The sequence below is a fragment of the Shewanella sp. VK101 genome (genome assembly GCF_056497865.1).
This window is the reverse complement of the sequence record NZ_CM151402.1, coordinates 614,438-635,052: the sequence shown is the minus strand read 5'-3', so window position 1 is coordinate 635,052 and position 20,615 is coordinate 614,438. Positions and strand designations below refer to the sequence as shown.

The 20,615-nt window shown below is 54.7% G+C and carries 16 protein-coding genes; 4 read left to right on the top strand and 12 right to left on the bottom strand.

Annotated features, from left to right (window positions below; genetic code table 11):
• Positions 1–577: 577 nt before the first annotated feature.
• The gene (locus ACSHSR_RS02925; protein ID WP_025010187.1) at positions 578–973 is read left to right on the top strand and encodes a hypothetical protein; all 396 of its coding nucleotides are present in this window, start codon (positions 578–580) and stop codon (positions 971–973) included.
• 223 nt (positions 974–1,196) lie between these two features.
• On the opposite strand, the gene ACSHSR_RS02920 is transcribed toward ACSHSR_RS02925, so the two are convergent.
• The 5 genes from ACSHSR_RS02920 to slyA all read right to left on the bottom strand — a co-directional run bounded on the left by ACSHSR_RS02920 (position 1,197) and on the right by slyA (position 5,672).
• Positions 1,197–2,246 carry a c-type cytochrome gene (locus ACSHSR_RS02920; protein ID WP_159352793.1) on the bottom strand — a complete coding sequence of 350 codons (1,050 nt, stop codon included), beginning with the start codon at positions 2,244–2,246 and terminating at the stop codon, positions 1,197–1,199.
• A gap of 9 nt (positions 2,247–2,255) precedes the next feature.
• Positions 2,256–2,810, bottom strand: a complete 555-nt coding sequence (locus tag ACSHSR_RS02915) for a c-type cytochrome (protein WP_240517154.1) — start codon at positions 2,808–2,810, stop codon at positions 2,256–2,258.
• 288 nt (positions 2,811–3,098) lie between these two features.
• Positions 3,099–4,127, bottom strand: a complete 1,029-nt coding sequence (locus ACSHSR_RS02910) for a DUF2955 domain-containing protein (protein ID WP_025010188.1) — start codon at positions 4,125–4,127, stop codon at positions 3,099–3,101.
• 8 nt (positions 4,128–4,135) lie between these two features.
• Positions 4,136–5,194, bottom strand: a complete 1,059-nt coding sequence (locus ACSHSR_RS02905; protein WP_479631227.1) for an HlyD family secretion protein — start codon at positions 5,192–5,194, stop codon at positions 4,136–4,138.
• A 10-nt stretch (positions 5,195–5,204) separates the two neighbouring features.
• Positions 5,205–5,672, bottom strand: a complete 468-nt coding sequence (gene slyA / locus ACSHSR_RS02900; RefSeq protein ID WP_025010189.1) for a transcriptional regulator SlyA — start codon at positions 5,670–5,672, stop codon at positions 5,205–5,207.
• Positions 5,673–6,025: 353 nt separating this feature from the next.
• On the opposite strand from slyA, the gene ACSHSR_RS02895 reads away from it, so the two are divergent.
• Entirely contained in the window at positions 6,026–7,873 is a 1,848-nt protein-coding gene (locus tag ACSHSR_RS02895) for a methyl-accepting chemotaxis protein (protein WP_479631502.1), read from the top strand.
• Positions 7,874–7,936: 63 nt separating this feature from the next.
• Here the strand turns inward: ACSHSR_RS02895 and metF are convergent, their stop codons facing one another.
• From metF to metB, 3 genes are all read right to left on the bottom strand, one after another.
• Positions 7,937–8,827 carry a methylenetetrahydrofolate reductase gene (gene metF, locus ACSHSR_RS02890; protein WP_025887953.1) on the bottom strand — a complete coding sequence of 297 codons (891 nt, stop codon included), beginning with the start codon at positions 8,825–8,827 and terminating at the stop codon, positions 7,937–7,939.
• A gap of 1,249 nt (positions 8,828–10,076) precedes the next feature.
• Complete coding sequence (locus ACSHSR_RS02885) at positions 10,077–12,470, bottom strand: bifunctional aspartate kinase/homoserine dehydrogenase II (RefSeq protein ID WP_144168577.1); 2,394 nt, start codon at positions 12,468–12,470, stop codon at positions 10,077–10,079.
• A gap of 16 nt (positions 12,471–12,486) precedes the next feature.
• On the bottom strand, positions 12,487–13,647 hold the full coding sequence (gene metB / locus ACSHSR_RS02880) for a cystathionine gamma-synthase (RefSeq protein WP_101058416.1): 1,161 nt from the start codon (positions 13,645–13,647) through the stop codon (positions 12,487–12,489).
• Between the two features lie 215 nt (positions 13,648–13,862).
• On the opposite strand from metB, the gene metJ reads away from it, so the two are divergent.
• Positions 13,863–14,177, top strand: coding sequence for a met regulon transcriptional regulator MetJ (gene metJ / locus ACSHSR_RS02875; protein WP_039033538.1), 315 nt, complete (start codon positions 13,863–13,865; stop codon positions 14,175–14,177).
• A gap of 75 nt (positions 14,178–14,252) precedes the next feature.
• On the top strand, positions 14,253–14,996 hold the full coding sequence (locus ACSHSR_RS02870) for a sulfite exporter TauE/SafE family protein (RefSeq protein ID WP_101058415.1): 744 nt from the start codon (positions 14,253–14,255) through the stop codon (positions 14,994–14,996).
• 2 nt (positions 14,997–14,998) lie between these two features.
• Here the strand turns inward: ACSHSR_RS02870 and ACSHSR_RS02865 are convergent, their stop codons facing one another.
• From ACSHSR_RS02865 to phsA, 4 genes are all read right to left on the bottom strand, one after another.
• Positions 14,999–16,192 (bottom strand): conjugal transfer protein TraF, encoded by a 1,194-nt coding sequence (locus tag ACSHSR_RS02865; protein ID WP_101058414.1) that lies wholly within the window; start codon positions 16,190–16,192, stop codon positions 14,999–15,001.
• Positions 16,193–16,343: 151 nt separating this feature from the next.
• The gene (gene nrfD / locus ACSHSR_RS02860) at positions 16,344–17,288 is read right to left on the bottom strand and encodes an NrfD/PsrC family molybdoenzyme membrane anchor subunit (RefSeq protein WP_479631226.1); all 945 of its coding nucleotides are present in this window, start codon (positions 17,286–17,288) and stop codon (positions 16,344–16,346) included.
• Positions 17,285–17,857 carry a 4Fe-4S dicluster domain-containing protein gene (locus ACSHSR_RS02855; protein ID WP_101058412.1) on the bottom strand — a complete coding sequence of 191 codons (573 nt, stop codon included), beginning with the start codon at positions 17,855–17,857 and terminating at the stop codon, positions 17,285–17,287. The genes nrfD and ACSHSR_RS02855 overlap by 4 nt, the downstream gene beginning before the upstream one ends.
• A 12-nt stretch (positions 17,858–17,869) precedes the next feature.
• Positions 17,870–20,149 carry a thiosulfate reductase PhsA gene (gene phsA / locus ACSHSR_RS02850; protein ID WP_101058638.1) on the bottom strand — a complete coding sequence of 760 codons (2,280 nt, stop codon included), beginning with the start codon at positions 20,147–20,149 and terminating at the stop codon, positions 17,870–17,872.
• Between the last annotated feature and the right edge of the window lie 466 nt (positions 20,150–20,615).

Here is a 20,615-nt window from a genome sequence, read left to right as displayed (position 1 = left end):
GCTGAATTCATCTTGCCCCAGGGAAAAACCCTTGCCAATAGACAGAAGCTGAACTGCCAAGCTAAAGAAAGTAATCTTCCCAACAAAGAGTAAGCATTTCCCCCGATATTGCTGCAGCCAATAGCCAAGACTCCCTATCATAATGGAGCAAACTGCGGCCCACATCTACTGCGCCCCAGCTCAAGTCAATGCCGAATTCCCCCCCCCAGGAGTCAGTGATAAGGCGCGGCGACCACTGCCTCAGTATGACGCTAAGCATAGCGGCCAAGCTGCTTACCGCCCCTATAACAGCGAGGATTTGTCATCGCCGCTAGAGAGTTGCCAACGAGTGTTTCTATTCGCGAACAAATAGCCTGTCACCGGACAGAAACAACCAACCTCATTGATTAGCTGAGTTTTTAATTTATTTTTAAGGAAGCATTTTTCGGTTATAACCCTATGGATCCCATGCCACAAAATAGGTAGACTGGCCCCGGTTTACCTCCTTGGAAACAAACCAAGGGATATGATTTGGGGGCGTAAATCGGTTGCTTGAATAGCCAGTACGCGCTCTCCTCAACTTATAGAGAAGGAAATAATGGGTTTACAAGAAAAACAATGGAAGCGCTCTATCGAAGAGCAGTATGTGGTTGAGTTCAAGCAGGACATAAAAAGCATTCTGGATGCCGACCTGGACGTAACCTTTGACTGGGACAGCTTCGACAGCGCCAAAGAGATCATGTACGTGCCCACCTATGCACTGGATCGTGTCAAATCCGCGTTCAGAGAACTCGCCAACGACCAGGACGCCAAGGAAGAGATTGTTGCGCAGATCAAAACCCTGCATATAAAGAACATCAACGACAATGCCGAAGAAGCCAAGAACATGCGTATCGGCGATGGCGTTTTCGCTCTCGAAGTCGGTTTCGGCGGCAACCATGCCTGTGTCTTCAACGACACAGCTATCCGCCAGTACCTGGAAAACAACCTCTGATCATCTAAGCAGAGCGTGATACCTGGGCTCATCTCCATTTGAGGCCCATCTGTATCCAAGGCCGGTCCTCCCCCTGAGACCGGCCTTTTACTTTTTAGTGGCTTAAGCCAGTCCATTGCCAGCCCCTAGGGCTAAAGCCACAGAGTCAAGTTCCCAACCCTCTACTGCCAAACAAAAAAAGCGCGCCTGATGGCGCGCCGAATAGATTAAGGCTCTTGCCTTACTACTTCTTGGGGAAGATGGGATAAGCCTCCTGGCCCAGCAAGGTACCCTTTACCTCTTTGCCGTAGTAACCGGCATGCTTGTGATACTTGCCTTGGGTTTCCTCGAGCTTTCCTTTGAAGCGGGGATCCTGAGGACGCTCATGGGAGTTGATATAGGCAGCCACATCCCAGGCTTGCTGAGTGGTTAGCTGCATACTCTTGCCCAGCGGCATATTCTCGTGGATAAAGAAGGCCGCTGTGTTAACCCTGTGCATTCCGGCGCCCCAGTTAAAGCTCTGAGGCCCCCAAAGCGGTGGCAAGGCATATACACCGGCTATCGCTTGGCCCTGACCATCGGCGCCATGACATGCTTGGCAATGAGCCTGATAAACCTGCTCACCACGGGCAGGGTCATAGGCCTGCTCAGGTTTGGGGATTGAAGGGTAACCCCGGCCCGGCAGATTGGCGCGTTGCTCTACCGTCAATTGCTGCTTAATGGCTTCAGGAATAGGGAAGTCTTCCCGTTTGCCGCCCTTGATAAGCTCGGCATCGGCCAATTCAGGCACTTCGCCTTTGACGCCGTATTGATCCATCAAGCCACCTACCCCAAGCCAATAGGCATAGGCAGACAAGGCCACCAACTCAGGGCTGCCGCTCTCTGGCGCCTTGCCGTTCATTGAATAGGTAAAACAGCCCTGGATACGCTCTTCGAAGCTGTTGACCTTATCATTCTTCTTCCGATAAGCAGGATAAGCGAAATAGGCACCCCAGATAGGAGAAGCGTTGGGCTTACGGCCGGCATCCATGTGGCAGTTGACACAATTCAGCTCATTGCCGACGTATTTATCCCGCAGTTGCTGAGTATTGACGAACAGCTGATAGCCCTGACGTACCTTATCACCAAAAGCACCGGCCGGAATGGTATCCAGCGGTCTGGGGATAAGATATTCCTGTCCCTCCACCTTGGGAGAAGAAGGCAGTTGCGCCTGGCGATCGGGAAGATTCTCGGCCTGGGCCTGAGCTGTCATTGCGGCCACAGCACCCATGATAAACAGAGTAGATTTTTTCATGCTGCGTCCTTACTTGAGATTGGCAAAATAACTGGCGATGGCGTCGATTTCGGCGCTATTGAGCTGTTTGGCAACATGCTCCATCATGCCATCGACATCACCTTTACGGCTGCCATCCTGCCAGGCGTGCAGTTGAGTCTTGATGTAGCTGGCTTGCTGACCGGCAAGCCTTGGGAAAGTGCCGCCACCCAGACCTGACGGGCCATGGCATGTTACACAGGCGGGTAGGTTCCGGGTCCAGTCGCCCTGATACACCAGTTTTTCAGTCGGATCGGCAAATACCACTTGCTCACCTCTGAGCTTGGGTTTGACCTCGGCGACGCTCTGGGCAGAGAAGTAATCCGCCACCTGGCCGATAACCTCATCACCCTGCAGAGTCATGGCCATGGGCATCATAGTGGCGTTTTGGCGGGTCCCCGCCTGGAACAGCTTGATCTGTTGTTGAATATATTGGCTGGAAAGTCCGGCGAGCCTTGGGCCCAGCGGCTCTACGCCCTGTCCCTGAGGGCCGTGGCAACTGCCACAAAGCGCGGCCTGTGGTGGCATAGCCGGTTGTGCTGCCATAGCGTTTCCTATGGACTGAGCCAACAGCAGCAGGCCACCTGCGGCGAGCGTGATTGATTTCATCTGTTATCCCCCATTATGAGTAAGGGCTATAGCATAGATCCAAATCACATATATGAGAAGTTTGCGATAAATATCAAAAAACCAGGGTAACCGGGCACAATCCAGATGCCATAAGGTTTGCAGCTCATATGAATCCCAGGCTTTGAAATATTTGCTTACGATTTGAGTTTTATAAAAAACCCTTTTCTAACAATGTATTGGATAACGATTCTCGTTTAGAGGTAATTACTCTCCAAAGCGGGTCGCCTCAAAACTATTGAGAAAATGATGTAACAGGTAACAGGCCAGTAAAGTACCGACTATGGCCACCAGAATGCTGCTCACCCGATACAGGGCACTGAAGATCAGATCATTCCCCGGAGTCAGGTATTGGCCGAACAGTATTCCCAAAGTGGTCATGGCACCAAAGCCCACCGCCGAGCCGCTGGCCTCTTTGACATGGGCTTGGGCAAACAACAGGGTACCAAACCAGAGCATGGGTACGACCAACAAAAGCACACCGGACCAATCATACAGAAACAGCTGCACCGCCATCCCGTATACCACCCCGAGTACAGTGCCCATTGCCCGTTTGCGGGCGTAGTCGAGAGCCCCATTCCAATGCATGGGGAACAGCAACAGTAAGGTAGTTGCCTGAGCCGACATGGAGTCGCGCAGATCAAAAGCCTGGAATATCAGAAAGGACAGGGTTGCAACACTGGCCCCCATCAGCGCTTCATGGCGCATTCTGTGGGGCTGCTTGGGCCCGGGCACATAAGCGCTGCGAGGTTCAACATCCGGGATCAACACTGTCATCAAATAAGCTATCAGCACAGACAGTACACTGGCCCAAAAGTTACCGAAGATGAGATCGTTAAGATCGGTATCCGGATAGCTGGCAAAATGCAGCATGATGCTGAGGCTGATCACCCCATTGGCACCAAATAGAAACAGAGCGCCACGGGACATACAGGCAAAGCGATACAGAAACAGTACGAAGACAATCAAGGTCATCAGTGCCGGATGGCTGCCAAGCAAACCGCCTATGATGCCAACCTCAATCCCACAGATGGCCGCAGCGGCCAGCAACTGACGCGCCGCATGGCCGTTCATCACTGGCACCAGCCCCAGCAACAACATGGGGGTGACAGTGTAAAACACCCCGTAATTCCAATTCATCAGCTTACAGATCAGAAAGCCCAGGCTGGCGCCGGTGGCTATGCGCAGGCACTGGCGCAGCTCATTCTGAGTCAAGGGGTGGTGACGCAGGATCATCGGCCACCTCAATAGATGTAGTGCAGCAGGCTGATTGCCTTGATCTGCAGCTTGGCCATGAAACGGTAGAAACTATTGTCCGGCAGTAGTTGTACCGTAGCACGGGAGCCGGCGGCCAACATGGGGTGTTCTTCACCCAGGAGTTCAAAGTGCAAACGCAGACGCTGGGCATCCCGCACCCAACGATCCGACTCGGTCGGTGTCGCCAACATACCATTGGCGTCGAATTGTCCGGCGCTGACACCAGCATCGCGGCTGCTGACCCTGGCGGGGTAGAGTCTGCCTGGCTCGGCATCGAACGCCACCCAGGCTTCAGTGCCCGGTTCGACTCCCCTGAGGGTTTTCTCGCGAAAATCGGCAATGATGTCCAGCTGTTCCGACACCAGGGCTAATACAGGTTGGCCCTTGTTGGCCATGCTGCCACTGGCCAGTTGCAGATTGGTCACTATGCCTTCGTTTTCTGCCAGCACCTTGGTGTAACTCAGATCCAATTCCGCCTGAACCAAACGGCTGCGGGCCTGGCGCAACTTGAGATTCTCTGTCCCGGCTGTTCCCCGGGAAACCTTGAGTTTGGCCAACTGCGCCTTGGAGGCTGCCAACTTGGCTAGCGCCGAACTGGCATCGGTATCTGCCTGATCCTTGAGTTGGCGTGACACACCATTGCTGGCATAGAGTGCATCCAGGCGCCTGGCCTCACGTTGTTTTTGTTGCAACATGGCCTCATTGGCGCTGACATCGGCTCTGGCAGCCTCTATGGCGGCATCCAGCTCGGCGTTATCCTGCATCGCTTGCTCCAGCGCCAATTTGGCTTGCTCAAGCGCGAGCTCAAAGGGGGCCGGATCTATGGCGAAGAGCAACTGACCGGCCTCTACATGTTGATTGTTGGCCACGGCCACAGATTGCACCGGGCCGCTCACTTGAGGAGCTATCTTGACCACAGTGCGGGTCGCCATCGCCTGCGGCGTCAGCGGCATCTCCAGATCCGCCAACATGAAATAGGCAAAGACCAGCACAAAGCCTGCCATGGAAATTTTAACGAGTCTGGCAAATTGTTGATCTGGCGTCATAAAGTCTCTCTCATTTATCTTGTTCTTGCTGCAGCTGATGCTGGGCGTTATCGCAAATCCTGGTGATCACGGCTTCAAAATGGGCCAGCTCATCCGGATCTATACCCACCAGCAGCTTGGCCCTCACCTGGATGATTCTGGCTTCCATGGAGCGAATAACTTCCTCTCCTTGGGCCGTCATGGAAACGATGCGAGCCCTTTTGTCGTGCTCGCAGCTGTGGCGGGTGATCAACCCCTGCTGCTCCAACTGCCCCAGAGTACGCATCAAAGAAGGCAGCTCTATCTCCAGAGACTCGGCCAGCTGCTTCTGACTGATGTGGTCGCCCATGCGTCTCAGCTTCCACAGCGCGGTCCAGCGAGGATGGGTCAGCCCCAGAGGCGCCAACTCGTTATCGGCGACCATGCGCCACAACCTGTGTAAACGCCCCAAGCGCTCTCCCAGAGAAGTCTCGGTCAGCTGTTCTATATATCTGTGCATCTTGATTAACTGATTAATTAGCAGGCTAAGTATTTTATTTATTTAGCCTGCTAAGTAAATAGCCGATCGAAAATAAACCCGATCTGCCTCGCACATCTGTTCAGTAAGTAAACGGATCGGGACAAAAATTTGTCATACGTCGCAATCAGTTAACACAAGGGCCACTATAATTTTCCAACCTTGTTTGACCCGGTGAAGGTACAATGAGCCCAGCGCAAGGTCGGTGGCTATTACAAGGCTATTGAGATCCTGCGCCCTCGTTTTAATCACTCCCATGCCTGGAGGCTAACTTGTTCTCACATTTGAAAATCGGCACTCGAATCGTGCTGGGGATCTGCGTCGTGCTTATCGCCATGATGAGCTTTATCATGCCCTTGGTACTGTCGGAATTTTCCGGCCAAATTGACAATGCCGAGCAGCGTGAACTGCATAAGCTGTATCAAACTGCGATTGCTGAAATTGACTCTTCAGGCAAATTGGCCGAGGCGTTGGCCACAGTGGTGGCCAATACCCCGGAAATGCAACAGGAATTCGCCTTCGGCGACAGGGATTCGCTCAACAACCGCAGCCAACAACTGTTTGTCCCGTTGAAGCGGGATTTTGCCGTGCAGCAGTTTCAATTCCATCTGCCACCGGCCATCTCTTTCCTCAGGGTACATAAACCGGAAAAGTTCGGTGACGATCTCTCAGGGTTTCGCCAAACCGTAGTGCAGACCAACAACAGCAAGCAGCCGATAATGGGACTCGAGAAGGGGGTGGCCGGCCTCGGGATCCGCGGCCTGGCGCCAATGACTTATCAGGGACAGCACACAGGCTCGGTTGAATTTGGCATGTCATTCGGCCAACCTTTCTTCGATGCCTTCAAACAGAATTACCAGGCCGAAATTGCCCTGCTTACACCTGACAGCAGCGGTTACCGCCGTTTTGGCGGAACCTTTGAAACCGCGGCTTTCAAAGACACGGCGCTGCTGCAGAAAGTACAACAGGGGAAAGCTGACAAGTCTTTGATAAGTCTGAATAACAATAGTCATGTCCTCTACCTGCATCAGGTGACTGACTTTTCCGATAATCCCATTGGCGTACTGGCGATCGCCATGGATCGCAGCCACTCGGAAGCCAGCCTCTGGTATATCAAACTCAAGTTGGTGGCCATTGGTGCCATAGCGCTGTTGGCGGGCGCCGTTATCGCCTTCTTTATTGCCCGCAGCATCACCCGCCCTATCGCGCAAACCACCAGCGCCATGGAAGATATCGCTCAAGGGGAAGGCGACCTGACCAAGCGTATCGAAGTGAGCAGCAAGGATGAAATTGCCGATCTGGCGCGGGCATTCAATCTGTTTGTCGCCAAAATCCAGCAAACTATTCAGCAGGTGACTCAAGCCACAGACTCACTGGCAACCTCAGCCGAAGAGATGTCCGGCATCACCAGTGACAGCCGCCAAAGCGCCGAGCAGCAGCAAAGGGAAACCGAACAAGTGGCTACCGCCATGAACGAGATGGCTGCCACGGTTCAGGAGGTCGCCCAAAATGCCACTGTTGCCGCCGACTCGGCAGAGCAAGCCGATGCCGCCACAGATTCAGGTAAACAGGTGGTCAACAGTGTGGTTGAACTGATGGCCGGGCTGGAGTCAGAGATCCGCGGCGCCGCGGCTGCTATCGACAAGCTCGAGCAGGACAGTCAGGCGATAGACTCAGTGTTGGAAGTGATCCGCAATATTGCCGATCAGACCAATCTGCTGGCACTCAATGCCGCCATTGAAGCGGCCAGGGCCGGCGAGCAGGGGCGGGGCTTTGCCGTGGTGGCCGATGAAGTACGCACCCTGGCGAGCCGCACTCAGGCATCGACAACCGAAATTCAGCAGATGATTGAAACCCTGCAACAAGGGGCACAATCAGCCGTCGGTGTGATGCAAAGCAGTAATCAAACCATGGATAAGTGTGTTGCCGAAGTGCAAAACGCTGATGCGGCTCTCAATGAGATCCGCGCCGCGGTTTCCGCCATCACCCAGATGAATATCCAGATAGCCAGCGCCGCCAATGAGCAGTGCGCCGTCTCGGCAGAGATCAATCGCAATCTCAACAATATCAATGATGGCGTGGCTCAGGGCAGTGAAAGCGCCGCCCAGATAGCCGTCGCCGGTGAAGAGCTGGCGCAGCTGTCGGTACGCCTCAAGCAGTTGGTCAGCCAATTCAAGGTTTAACTCACTAAAGACAAGCCCACCGATTGGTGGGCTTCCTTTTATCAAAGGTTCACTGAGAGGCCATCACTTGCCTGGACGCACTCCCAGTGTATGGCAGATGGCATAGGTGAGCTCGGCGCGGTTCAGGGTATAGAAGTGGAAATCTTTCACCCCTTCACGGGAAAGCACCTTGACCATGTCGATGGCCACGTTGGCGCCCACCAACGCCCGGGTTCCGGGATCGTTATCCAAACCTTCAAACTGGCGGTGCAGCCATCCCGGCAAAGACACATTGGTCATGGCGGCGAAACGCTTGAGCTGGTTGAAGTTGCCCACAGGCAATATCCCGGGAACAATTTCCACATCAATGCCGGCGGCCACACAACGGTCGCGGAACCTGAGATAAGACTCCACATCGAAGAAAAACTGGGTGATGGCACGGCTGGCACCGGCCTCAATCTTGCGCTTCAGGTTGATAAGGTCAGCCTGGGCATTGGCCGCATCCGGGTGCACCTCAGGATAGGCAGCCACCGAAATATCAAAGTCGGCGACCGAGCGCAGCAAACGCACCAGATCTGAGGCAAAACGTGTCGGCTTGGGGCTGCCTTCCGGCAGATCGCCCCGCAGCGCCACTATGTTGCGAATGCCGCTGTTCCAGTAATGACGCGCCAACTCCAGTAACTCTTCATCACTGGCATCCACCAGCGTCAGGTGCGGCGCCGCCACCAGCTCGGTTTCCTGCTGGATCCGCTCGATCACGCTGTGAGTGCGATCCCGCACTCCTGAGTTGGCACCATAGGTGACAGAAACAAACTTGGGATTCAGTGGCTCCAGGCGCTGAATTGAGTTCCACAACAAGGTTTCCATCTCAGGCGTTGAGGGCGGAAAGAACTCGAAAGAAACATTGATGTCGCCGTTGAGCTCGGACAAGCTCTGGTTCAGCGAGTGCGCATGTTGTGCGTGATGAAAAGCCATTGAAAATTCCCTCAACTGTCTATCTGGACGTTTGGACGTCTATATGTCCACATACTAGAGAAACTGTCATTGAAGTCAAGCCCAAAGATGGCTTCAAAGGTGTATTTATCTTAATCAGTATAAAAGCCACTAATGAGTGTTTCTGCAAAGCCTCGGCTTTACACCTGGGGAGAGCTTTCGCACAGGTGATCCTGTGCCTGGAAAATAGGCGTATCTCTGCAGATATATAAGCAATTTCAAGCAACGCTATGATTGCAGAATTGCACCAATTCCCCCTTCGGAGCCGCCGCTGGCGTTGTTGCAAATTGGCGTAGCCGAGACAGGGATGTCGAGGCTCGAAGGTCGAGCAAGGATGCGAGTCCTGAGTGTAGCCAATTTGTTTCATAAGCCAGCGGGGATTTCGGCTACGTTGGGGTGTCCTTGGGGATGCAAGGGGCTTTGGACAAGCAAAGCCCCTTGCCCGGTGTGGTTTGGCGAGAGTTGCGTAGCAACGTGCTTTCGAGCGAGAGCCAGGGATGGCGAACTGGCCCTTGTGCTTGGAGGCATTTACACCACGACTTTAGGCCGCTGGAACAGCGGCTATCATAGCTTCCAGCTAAGAGTATCTAAGTTAGTATTGGTCGAGCTTCTGAACCATGATGCAGCCCATCACCTGCGGTGCGCTTTTCGCACAGGCGATCCTGTGACTCGCTGTGGACCCATCCCTGGGCGCTCGACGAAAACGTCCCTGTTTTCGACGGTCACAGTTCCGCCAGTGCCTGGAAAATAGGCATATATCTACAGTTTAAAACAACTCTGTGTGGAAAGAATTGCACCAATTCCCCCTTCGGAGCCGCCGCGGGCGTTGTTGCAAATTGGCGTAGCCGAGACAGGGATGTCGAGGCTCGAAGGTCGAGCAAGGATGCGAGTCCTGAGTGTAGCCAATGTGCTTCATAAGCCAGCGGGGATTTCGGCTACGTCGGGGGTGTCCTTGGGGATGCAAGGGGCTTTGGACAAGCAAAGCCCCTTGCCCGGTGTGGTGTGGAACACCACGACTTTACGCCGCTGGCACAGCGGCTAGCATGGCTTTAAGCCAAAGCTCACCAATGAACTTGATCTCAGCTTCCAGCTAAACCGCAGCCTATCACTTGCGGTACGGATAGGCTGAAAGCCCGAATACCGTGAAGGACAGGACGTCCGAGAACGGCCTCTAACACAGGCTTTCCTAGCCAGGAGTCAACCAACTTCAAACATGACGCTAATACCAGCCCTACTCCTGCAGCAGATCGCGACAGATCTGCACCAGATCCGACTGTACTGCCGCGGCAGTCACTTCCCTGCCGGCACCTGGGCCGCGAATGATCAGCGGATTACCCTGGTAGAAGGCCGAGCGGATGACAAACACATTATCTCCCGGGGTCAGGTTGGCGTATGGATGTTGACGCTCGACCCATTGCAGAGAGACTTCGGCGTTAACCTGGCCATCTTGCTGCTCCAGTGAAGCCACATAGCGCAGCACCTTGTTTTGCTCGGCCGCGGCGGCAAACTGCTGCGCGAGAGTGGCATCCAATTCGGGGATCCGCTGCAAGAACTCATCCAGCTGAATGTCGGCCAGCGCCTCAGGCACCAGAGAGCTTAAGCGAATATCTTCAAGCTCCAGTTCCAGACCTATTTCACGAGCCAAAATCAACAGCTTGCGCTGCATGTCACGCCCGGAAAGATCGTCCCTGGGATCCGGCTCAGTGATCCCCAGCTCTTTGGCCTGCAACACCAGCTCGGAGAAAGGTTTGATGCCATCGAAATGCTCAAACAGCCAGCAGAGCGTGCCGGAGAAGATACCGCCGACAGCCTCTACCCTGTCGCCGCTGTTGTGCAAATCATTGAGCGCGTGCTGCACCGGCAGCCCGGCGCCGCAACTGGCGTTGTAACGCCAGAACAGTCGGCGGTTACCCAACTGCTGTTTCAGCTCGCGGTAGAAAGGCAATGGCCCGGAGCCGGCCAGCTTGTTGGCACTGACCATATGAATGCCACGGGCAAAAAACTCAGGATACTGTAGTGTCAGTCCAGCGCTGGCACTGATATCCAACGCCACCAGTTCATCGGCTTGCAGCAACGCAAGCTGTTCGAACAGATGTTCATACTGCCAAGGGGTAGCTTCGGCTTCAAACCTTGCCTGCCAGTCTTCTCCAAAGATCCCTTCATTGCAGATCCAGGCGCGGCTAGAACTCGCCAAACCAAGTAGTTCAACACTGGCCTCCAGCTCACGTTTGAGGCCGTCGCGGGCTCGGCCGAACAACTCCACCCAGGCTTCGCCTATGTTACCCACCCCCAGCAGAATAACGCCTATGCGTTTGCGGGGGCCGGCGCAGCGCCTGTGCACCTTCTGGGTCAGCAGGTTCACCTGCGATTTTGGCACCAGGGTGACCAGGCTGAGTTGGTCCTGATACAGAGGCCGCGCTTCACGGCTCAGCAAGCGGGCAAAGCTGCGGCGATAACTGCCGGCGCCACTGCTTACCAGGGCCACCAGCCCAAGCTCTCTGTCCTCGGTAATGCTTTGAATTTTGAGCTCGGATGTCTGCGCTTCCAGCAACTGCCAGACTTGGCGGGATAATTCGGGAGTATAGGCCAGCTCCAGTTTGTGTTGCCCCTGAGACCAGTAGGCCAGCGGGGTCAAACCCGCCTCATTGAGCACATCGAGCGTCTGAGCCTGGGTGCCATTGAACTCCAGGCTCAAGAGGGACACCTGATTGAGATTGGTCACCACAGGGGCGCTTGCGGCATCACTCTTGGGGGCTATAAGGGTAAAGTCGGTATGAGAGGCGTAGCTAGAACGCACCGCCAGGCTGACCTCGGTATCAAACAGCGGCTGCAGGGTACGGCAATGCAGTACCGGGGAGCCGAGCCGCGCCAGGCGGTCGGCCTCAGCCAGCGACATACTGCTCAGTAGCCTGGCATCGGCAATCTTGTTGGGATCGGCATTGAACACCCCTTCGACATCTGTCCAGATAGTCACCCTGTCGATATCGGCCAGGCTGGCTATCAGAGTGGCACTGAAGTCGGAGCCGTTGCGACCGAGCAGCAGAGTTTCGCCTTGGCTATTGGCGCAGATAAAGCCGGTGATCACCAGGCGCTCATCGGGATGCTCGGCCAGCAGTCGCTGCACCCTTTCACGGGACTCATCGAGGCGAATCCTTGGTACTGCGCCCTCATCGGCAATCAACAAACTGCGGGCATCCACATGGGAAGCGGCGACACCGGACTCCCGCAGCAGCGCCGCCATCAGTCTGGCCGACCAGCGTTCGCCGAAACCCACCACCTGATTGCATTGGTATTCGCTGAGTTCAGGCAAGGACAACAAACTGGCCAGTTGCGCCTTATCTGTAGACAGACGCTCCCGCAGTTGACGCGCCTGTTCATTGCCCAGCAGCTGTTCAATCAGATTCTGCTGATAACCGACAAGCACCTGTAGCTCTTCCTGCCACAGAGCGCCAGATTCCTTCAGGTTCAGCAATTTATAGAGAAAATTGGTACTCTTGCCGGCAGCGGAAACCACTACAAGATCATCTGCATGACCATGGGTCAGCAAAATATGGGCGACCCGTCGGTAGCAATCGGCATCGGCGAGACTGGAACCGCCAAACTTATGTAGGTGACAACGTGCCATCTCAAGCTCCTTCAATTCAACAGTTTGCGGCTGCAGCCAATCCGGCGGCGATATCATCCAGCAGATCCCGGCCATCTTCTATGCCCACAGACAAGCGGATAAGCGTGTCTTTAATACCGGCTTCGGCGCGAGCATCACACGCCATGGCTCTGTGGGTCATAGTGGCGGGCACGGCCACCAGGCTCTCAACCCCTCCCAGGCTCTCGGCCACGGAAAACAGCCTGAGCGCGCCGAGGAAGGCAACCACCTGCGCCTCATCACCCTTGAGTTCAAAACTCAGCATAGCGCCAAAGCCACTCTGCTGCCTGGCGGCAATTTCATGACCTGGGTGGCTCTTAAGCCCCGGATAGTAAACTTTGTCTACCACGGGACTCTGGCTCAGTAGCGCCACTATGCGCTCGGCATTGGCCTGATGCTCGCGGATCCTCAGCGCCAGAGTACGCAGGCCACGCAGGGTCAGGTAGCTGTCGAAGGCGCCACCGCTCAGCCCGAGCGTGTTGGACCACCAGTGCAGCTGCTCTGCCAGTTCAGGATCTTTGGCAATCACGGCGCCGCCCACCACATCGCTGTGGCCATTGATGTATTTAGTGGTCGAGTGCACCACTATATCGGCCCCCAACAGTAAAGGCTGTTGCAGCGCCGGCGATAAAAAGGTGTTGTCGACCACCACCAATGCCCCCTGCTGGTGGGCCGCCTCGGCAATGGCGGCAATATCCACTACCCGCAGCAGCGGATTGGACGGCGTCTCGAGCCACACCATGCGCGGCTTTTGCGCCAGGGCAGCGGCGAGTGCTTGCGGGTCGGTTTGATCCAAAACCTGCAAACGAAACTGGCCCTTGGCGGCCAGATGGGTGAACAACCTATAGCTACCGCCATAACAGTCATGGGGCACCAACAAGAGGTCATCCGGCCCCAGCAGGTTGACCACCAGAGTAATGGCCGCCATGCCGGTCGCTGTGATTGCCGCACTGCAGCCCTGCTCCAGCTCCCCCAAGGCATCCCCCAAAATGGAGCGGGTAGGATTACCCGAGCGGCTGTAATCAAAGGCTCTTGGCTGAGTGTGACCATCAAAGGCATAGTTGGTCGACAGATAGATGGGTGGCACCACGGCCCCGTGCTGGCTGTCTGATTCGATGCCCTGCCGGACCGCTGTGGTTGCTAATCGCCGCTCTGTCATAATCGACTCCTGAATGCTGAGGTTCGACACCATAAAGATGTCTGGACGTCTAAATCTAACCAATGACCATCCAGCCGTCAATAGGCATCAAGACGTTTGGACGTCCAAATGTATGGATTTCTGTTCATATTGCACAGATTTTGCAGGCAATCATTTGACTGTATCCTGTAAGGGTTTAAAATCTGCTGCGAATTAGTGAGATCACAGGTGAATCAATGACTGAATGGAATGGCGAATACATCAGCCCTTATGCCGAACACGGCAAGAAGAATGAGCAAGTGAAAAAAATCACTGTCTCTATTCCGTTGAAGGTACTGAAAGTATTGACCGATGAGCGCACCCGGCGCCAGGTGAACAACCTGCGGCACGCCACAAACAGCGAACTGTTGTGCGAAGCCTTCCTGCATGCCTATACCGGCCAGCCACTGCCCAATGATGAGGATTTGTCCAAAGACAAACCCGACAGCATCCCGGAAGAAGCCAAACGCATGATGGATGCCATGGGCATTGAATGGGAAGACATGGAATAAGTGTCTTATTCCTCTGAATTATCTTATTGTTGAACAAGGATCGCTGCGCGATCCTTTTCTTTTGGGGGCTTGCGAATGCTGTCACTGATAGATCCCGTCACCCTGTTACTGGCATCCCTGATCATATTTACCGGCGCCCTGACCCAGTCGCTGATAGGCTTTGGCTTGGCCGTGGTAGCCACACCTTTGCTGTATATCGTCGATCCGGAACTGGTTCCCGTCCCTGTGATTGTGATGGGATTTTCTATCGCCCTGTTGACCTTGATACGCGAACGCGGCCACCTGGAATTCAACGGCTTGCAATATGCCTTGCTGGGACGACTCCCCGGCGGCCTGATTGGTGCCACCCTGCTGTTGCTGGCGCCGCAGCCTATTCTGGGCTTGACCATAGCCTTGATTGTGGCCGTAGCCGTATTCCTCAGCCTTAGAAAGTACAGCATCAAGATCAACCGCCTCAGCCTGTTTATTGCCGGGATATTTTCCGGGATCTTCGGTACCGTGGCCGCCATAGGCGGACCGCCGATGGCCCTGCTGCTGGCGGGTAAGGATGCCAGTCAGTTCCGCGCAGCGCTGTCGGCCTTCTTCATCTTCAGCTCATTGATAGCCTTGATTATTCTCGGCTGTTTTGGCCTCTTGACCTTGAGACACCTATGGCTTTCACTGTTGCTGCTGCCTTCGGTATTTCTCGGTTTTCTGGTGGCTGGCCGCTTGGTGGGCCGGGTGGATAAAGAGAAGACCCGAGTCCTGACGCTGGCGCTGTGCGCGCTGAGCGCCCTGTTGCTGACCATCAAATCAAGCCTGGCGCTCATCAACGGTTAATTTTAGAAGTGATAGCTGGTTTGCAGTACGCCGCCTATGGCGTCATCGCTGCCAAACATGCCGGTGAGATCCAGCCGGAAACTGTTGCCTATGGCGAACCCTGTCCCGAGTGAATAAAGATCGGCGGTGTGATCATTGAGATCCTGGCGATAACCGAGCCGTAAAGCAACCCAGTCAGCAGGCCGGTATTCACCGCCTAAACGCCAATAGCGGCTGCCCTCAAGCTCGGCAAACTTGTCGTTGTCGGTAAGATCCAAGTCGCTGCTGAGCGAAAAGGCCGCCCAGTCATAGGCCACCCCTGCGGTAACCATAGGTTTCACCTGATAGGTAAGCTGCACGCCGCCGGCCTCTATGCTGCTTAAGTCCCGCTTGATGAGGTTGCGACCACTGACACCGATAACCAAACCATCCAATGGCTGGAATGCCAGACCGATATCCAGGTTAAAGCCTGTGTCATCGCTTCGATAATCATCATCGTTGAAGTCATCGGCATCGAAGTTGTTGGCGCTGACGGCATAGTTAAAACTGTCCAACCGTTGCAGCTTGGGGGTAACTCCCACTGTCACCGGTATATTGACGATAGATAGCGGATAGCTCACGGCAACCCCGAGCTCGGAAACCGCCCCGGCCACCACTCGCCCCTGGGAGGTCAAATCTTGGATTTCCGGCGGATTATTGGGGTCCAGATTATCCAGGGCATCAATATCCGCGGCGGCGATTTCGGCTATTCCCAAGGCATCGAGATAACTCTTGAATACAAAGGCATAATTAAAACCATCCGAGGGCATGACCAAAGCCATATTGATACCGGCACTGACGTAAGCGCTATTGCCCTGCAGCGATTTCAAGTCACCACTGAGGCGCTTTCGGTAGTCATCGATAGCCGCTGTGTCGGCGGCGTCTATGGCATTGACCAGGGCGTCATAGTTATCCTGCAGGGCGTCAAACTTATCGATCATCTGATCTTTATCGGCGCCATCGGCGCCGATGATTGGAATGAGTAAACTGAAGTCATTGCTGCGGCGCGAAGGCAAAGCCAGCAGTGCCGGATTGGAAAAGGCCGCCGCCTCACGATTACCGGCTGCCACGGCAACCCCGCCCATGGCATCTGAGCGGGCCTCATAAACATCCTGACCTGCCAGTGCCAATGTGCTGGCAAGTCCCGTGGTAAGCAGTGTCAAAAGACTCAGTTTCATCTCATCACCCTCTTGCTTTTATCTGTAACCTGACACACGCGGTTACCTGGGTTAAAGATAGTCCAAATCTCGATGAAACTATGGCATCAAACACAAAAAAGCCCGTACCAAATGATACGGGCTGAGGCTCAAACAGGTTCAGAAGTGCTTGTTAACCAAGATAGCTCTGACCTGCATAGAGAATAAAGTGTCTAAGTGCCAGCACGCCGGTCAGGCTGCAGCAGGCTACCGCCAGCATGGCTCCCTTGGTGTGACGGGTACTCGCAGGCAGCAACAACATTGAAAGCAGTGGGATACCAAAGCCTATACCCACAACCCCAATCCAGAACACGCTGGCCCAGACGCCACTTGTCAGTGATGCCAGCGCTGCCGCCGCTGCACCGCCCTTGAAATAGAGCGCGCAGAACAGCATAAACAGGAACAGGATTTCTGCCGCCATTATGGGCAATTCCAAACCGTGCATCCGTCCCAGCTGTGGGCAGTGCTTGTCTGTCTTGAACAGCAGCAGCGCCACTACCGCATTGGCGGCCGCACCGGCCGACAAGCCGGATACCAGGAACAGCGCCGGTAATACGGCAGTGTTCAGCATGGGGTAAGCGTTCATGGCAGAGATCAGGAAGCCGGTATAGGCACCCACGACAATCGCCAGCACGAACAGCAGCACTTCCATAGTCTTGCGAAGGCCAGTCAGTGATTCTGCAATCCCTTTAAGAAAGCCCAGGCCCCAGTTACCGAGATCATCTTTCAGCACCACCAGTGCATAGGCAAAAGTCAGCGGAATATAGGCCAGCAGCGCCAACACCCCGATGGACATCACGGATGTCAGGTTGTAGTTGATCAGGATCAGCCAGAAGTGGAACGGCTTGGTCAGGTCAAACACCAGACACAGCATCCCCAGACAAATAGCCACTGGCGCTATCAAGGCTGCCGCCTTGAGAATGCCGCTGTCACCCTCTGTCTTGTTTTGCACCCAACGCAGCCCGATACCAATCAGCAGACTGCCTGCCGATAACCCAGCCAAGAAGAGGTAAACCGCAATGACCCAGTTCCAGGTTACAGGGTCGTATTGTGTCATATCGCCCCAAGTATTGTTCATGATTGGATCCCCCCTCTCTTGACAGGAATACGGTAGATTCTGGGCTTGGTACCCAGATGGGTCTTGTCCTGATAAGTCACGCGAGTGTTAAGCAGAGTCGCCACCTCGCTGCCGACCTCATTGGCATCACCGAACACCAGGGCATCGGTAGGACATACGGTCACACAGGCGGGTTGTTCGCCGCGCGCCAGTCGGGTGTCCTTACAGAAGTTGCACTTGTCGGCTACCTTGGTTTCCGGGTTCATAAAGCGCACTTTGTAGGGGCAAGCAGCCACACAGTACATACAACCGACACACTTTTCCGCCTTGATGGAGACTATGCCATCCTCGCCCACATAGGCCGCTCCGGTAGGGCAGACCTTGACGCAAGGGGCATCTTCACACTGCTGACAGGAAACCCTGTGATACTTGAAGTGCAGATGCGGCGCATCCCCGAATGGACCTTCTACCCTTACCTGCAGGCGAGTTACGCTCTCAGGTACACCGTTTTCGCTGCGGCAGGCGACGTTACAGGCCTGACAGCCGATGCACTTATTCTCGTCGTGCACCATCACATATCTTTTAGTCATCTTCGCCTCCCCTTATGCCTTTTCCAGCTTCACACCTGTGGTGTGTACGTTCATACCGCACACAGGTGCAGTCACGTTGGGCAGCAGGTTGCCGCAATGCACACCCTTGCCGGTCGCCCGTGCCAGCTCCTTGTTCTTGGAACCAAAGCCCATGTAGGCGAATACAGTGTCGGGACGTATACCCTTGGTCACCAGCGCGTGGCCCTCTTCACTGCCGACACTGGACGTGAGACGAATGGCATCCCCATTCTCAATGCCATGCTTGGCGGCGGTGTCAGGGTGGATCCAGACGGCGTTGTCGGACATCAGGTTGGCCAGCATAGGCACATTGTGAGTTGCGCCATTGGTATGCACCGCCACCTTGCCCTGAATAAAGTAGAGCTCATCCGGCTGTTTCAGGGTCACTTCGCGATAAGCGATAGTGCCGCGTCCAGGCGCCATGCCTTCCACCTTGGCGGAGGTCAGTTCAATCTTGCCGCTGGGAGTCTTGAACTTAAGCGCGCTGCCGTAGGTACCATCTTCATCCATGGCTCTGGCGTTGGGGTAGGCGGCGACAAAGTCGGCCACCATCTTGGGTTCGCGCAGCATCAGCGGTTTGCCGTAGCTGACAAAGCCCTTGTCCTTGATGTGCTGTAGCAGCTGGGCGTCTTTATTCACCTGCAGGAATTGCAGGGTTTCCATGTTTTCCCAGGGATAGTACTGCTCCAGGCCCATCTCTATGCCCAGTTCACGGAAAATTTGCCAGGAAGGCTTGGCATCGCCAATCACATCCACCACTTGCTGACGCAGGTAGTAGGCCGGGTTCTTGCCGGACTTGTCGGCCACCTCTTCATCCCGCTCCAGATAAGTACACTCAGGCAGTATGATGTCGGCCCAGGCGGCGGTTTCACTGATGTAAACATCACAGGAAACCACAAACTCCATCTTCTTCAGGCTCTCAACCACCTTGGCGCGGTCGGTCATGGTCTGCATGGGGTTGGTGCGGCTCATGACCCAGGCTCGCAGTTGGTAAGGCTTGGCTTCCAGAGTCGCATCTATGATTGATTGATAGATACCACCGCCGGACCAGGCCATGGCAAACTGCTCATCCATCTGGTCGATGCGTTTGGCTTGCGGTTTGGGCAGTTTGACGCCCGGCTTACCCAGCTCTGGGGCCACAGCCTCACCGGCAAACTTGTTGTAGCTGCCGGCCTTCTTACCCATGTAGAGGCCACCCTTACGTTCCAGGTTGCCGATCAGCACGTTGGCGGCATACAGCGCCCGGCGCATATCAAACTCTTCCGGAGTGAAAGTCGATCTGTGGCCAAAGTCGACCACGGCATGAGGCGCAGCGGCGGCATACTCATGAGCAATACGGCGGATATCTGCGGCGGGTACGTCGGAAATTTTCTCAGCCCACTCAGGGGTGTAGGCTTTAACCTCGGCGGCAAAGGCCTCAAAACCTTCAACATAGCGCTCGATAAAGGCCTTGTCATAAAGGTTGTCGGCAATCAGCACATGGCACAGCGCCAGGGCCACGGCCACATCCGAGCCGGGACGAATGGCATACCACTCATCGGCCTTATCGGCCACCACAGAGAACCTGGGTTCAAACACCACCAACTTGGCGCCTTTGTCGGCCTGGGCCTTCATCATTCCCCGGGTTTCGGACATATTGATCCCCTCATAGAGGTTATGACCGAAGTTGATGATGTACTTGGAGTTGGAGAGATCCCGCTTCACCTTGGTGCCGAACATCGCTTTGGCGGCGACCACATAACCGCCCGGGCAAGTGGTGTTGTGGGTAAAGGAGTTGGGGCTGCCGTAAGCCTGCCCCAAATAGAACAGGTGTCCGGATAGCGAACCTGACTTGGAGGAAAACGCCACGGCTTCAGGGCCATGCTCGGCCTTGATTTGATTCAGCTTACTGGCGATGGTTTGATAGGCTTCCTGCCAACTTATTTCAGCCCACTTGCCTTCGCCGCGCTCACCGACGCGCTTGAGTGGTTTGACAATCCTTTGTGGATCGTACAATAAACTAAGGCCGGCGCCGCCACGGGCACAGACCTTACCGCCGAATGATTTAGCTTCTTTATTGCCAGAAATAAAGACGTTTTTGCCATCGACTATCCGCGCCGAAATCGGGCAACGGGTCGAACACATCTCACACATACTGGCAATTTCAGTGGCACTGCCGGTCAGAGGGCTGCGCCCCAAAGCCGCCAGCGAACCGGGCAGAACTCCGGCCAGGGCACAAGTTGCCCCTCCGGCTCCAGCCCCTTTCAGAAAGGTGCGCCTATCAAGCTCTATCATGGTTACCTCCATCCTCTCCCCCTTGGGAAAAGGTCGCTCACACAGGTTATTGTTTGAATTGGATTCCGCTTGACTACAGCGGCTTGAGCTCATTGTTTACCCATTAAATTTCTGTGGGTATTGTGGTAAACCACATAGGGGGAGCGAGTGTGATCCAGCCCCCGCAAAGACGCCGGAAAGGGCGTGAAAGTGTGAAGGGAATCCTGCCCCGGATTGATGAGAAAAGAGTCTGTAGATGCACCCCAGGAGTTAACAAATGCAACTTTAGCCGCGACAAATATTCACAAACGTTAAGCTGATCACGCCTAAAAAACCGCTATAAATCCCACTCACGGCTTCTCTAACAGGTCAACAGATAAAGATTAAAAACAAAACAAATCAATATATTGCAAATATAAAACCACCCAATCCATTAGATTTATTTCAATGACGCTTTTATCAATTAGATTATTTTTATGAAGGTGAT

What these genes read in the sequence shown, in the direction of transcription:
- ACSHSR_RS02925 (WP_025010187.1), top strand. Translation starts at nt 578, where the DNA reads ATGGGTTTACAAGAAAAACAATGGAAGCGCTCTATCGAAGAGCAGTAT.
- ACSHSR_RS02920 (WP_159352793.1), bottom strand. Translation starts at nt 2,246, where the DNA reads ATGAAAAAATCTACTCTGTTTATCATGGGTGCTGTGGCCGCAATGACA.
- ACSHSR_RS02915 (WP_240517154.1), bottom strand. Translation starts at nt 2,810, where the DNA reads ATGGCAGCACAACCGGCTATGCCACCACAGGCCGCGCTTTGTGGCAGT.
- ACSHSR_RS02910 (WP_025010188.1), bottom strand. Translation starts at nt 4,127, where the DNA reads ATGATCCTGCGTCACCACCCCTTGACTCAGAATGAGCTGCGCCAGTGC.
- ACSHSR_RS02905 (WP_479631227.1), bottom strand. Translation starts at nt 5,194, where the DNA reads ATGACGCCAGATCAACAATTTGCCAGACTCGTTAAAATTTCCATGGCA.
- slyA (WP_025010189.1), bottom strand. Translation starts at nt 5,672, where the DNA reads ATGCACAGATATATAGAACAGCTGACCGAGACTTCTCTGGGAGAGCGC.
- ACSHSR_RS02895 (WP_479631502.1), top strand. Translation starts at nt 6,026, where the DNA reads ATGATGAGCTTTATCATGCCCTTGGTACTGTCGGAATTTTCCGGCCAA.
- metF (WP_025887953.1), bottom strand. Translation starts at nt 8,827, where the DNA reads ATGGCTTTTCATCACGCACAACATGCGCACTCGCTGAACCAGAGCTTG.
- ACSHSR_RS02885 (WP_144168577.1), bottom strand. Translation starts at nt 12,470, where the DNA reads ATGGCACGTTGTCACCTACATAAGTTTGGCGGTTCCAGTCTCGCCGAT.
- metB (WP_101058416.1), bottom strand. Translation starts at nt 13,647, where the DNA reads ATGACAGAGCGGCGATTAGCAACCACAGCGGTCCGGCAGGGCATCGAA.
- metJ (WP_039033538.1), top strand. Translation starts at nt 13,863, where the DNA reads ATGACTGAATGGAATGGCGAATACATCAGCCCTTATGCCGAACACGGC.
- ACSHSR_RS02870 (WP_101058415.1), top strand. Translation starts at nt 14,253, where the DNA reads ATGCTGTCACTGATAGATCCCGTCACCCTGTTACTGGCATCCCTGATC.
- ACSHSR_RS02865 (WP_101058414.1), bottom strand. Translation starts at nt 16,192, where the DNA reads ATGAAACTGAGTCTTTTGACACTGCTTACCACGGGACTTGCCAGCACA.
- nrfD (WP_479631226.1), bottom strand. Translation starts at nt 17,288, where the DNA reads ATGAACAATACTTGGGGCGATATGACACAATACGACCCTGTAACCTGG.
- ACSHSR_RS02855 (WP_101058412.1), bottom strand. Translation starts at nt 17,857, where the DNA reads ATGACTAAAAGATATGTGATGGTGCACGACGAGAATAAGTGCATCGGC.
- phsA (WP_101058638.1), bottom strand. Translation starts at nt 20,149, where the DNA reads ATGATAGAGCTTGATAGGCGCACCTTTCTGAAAGGGGCTGGAGCCGGA.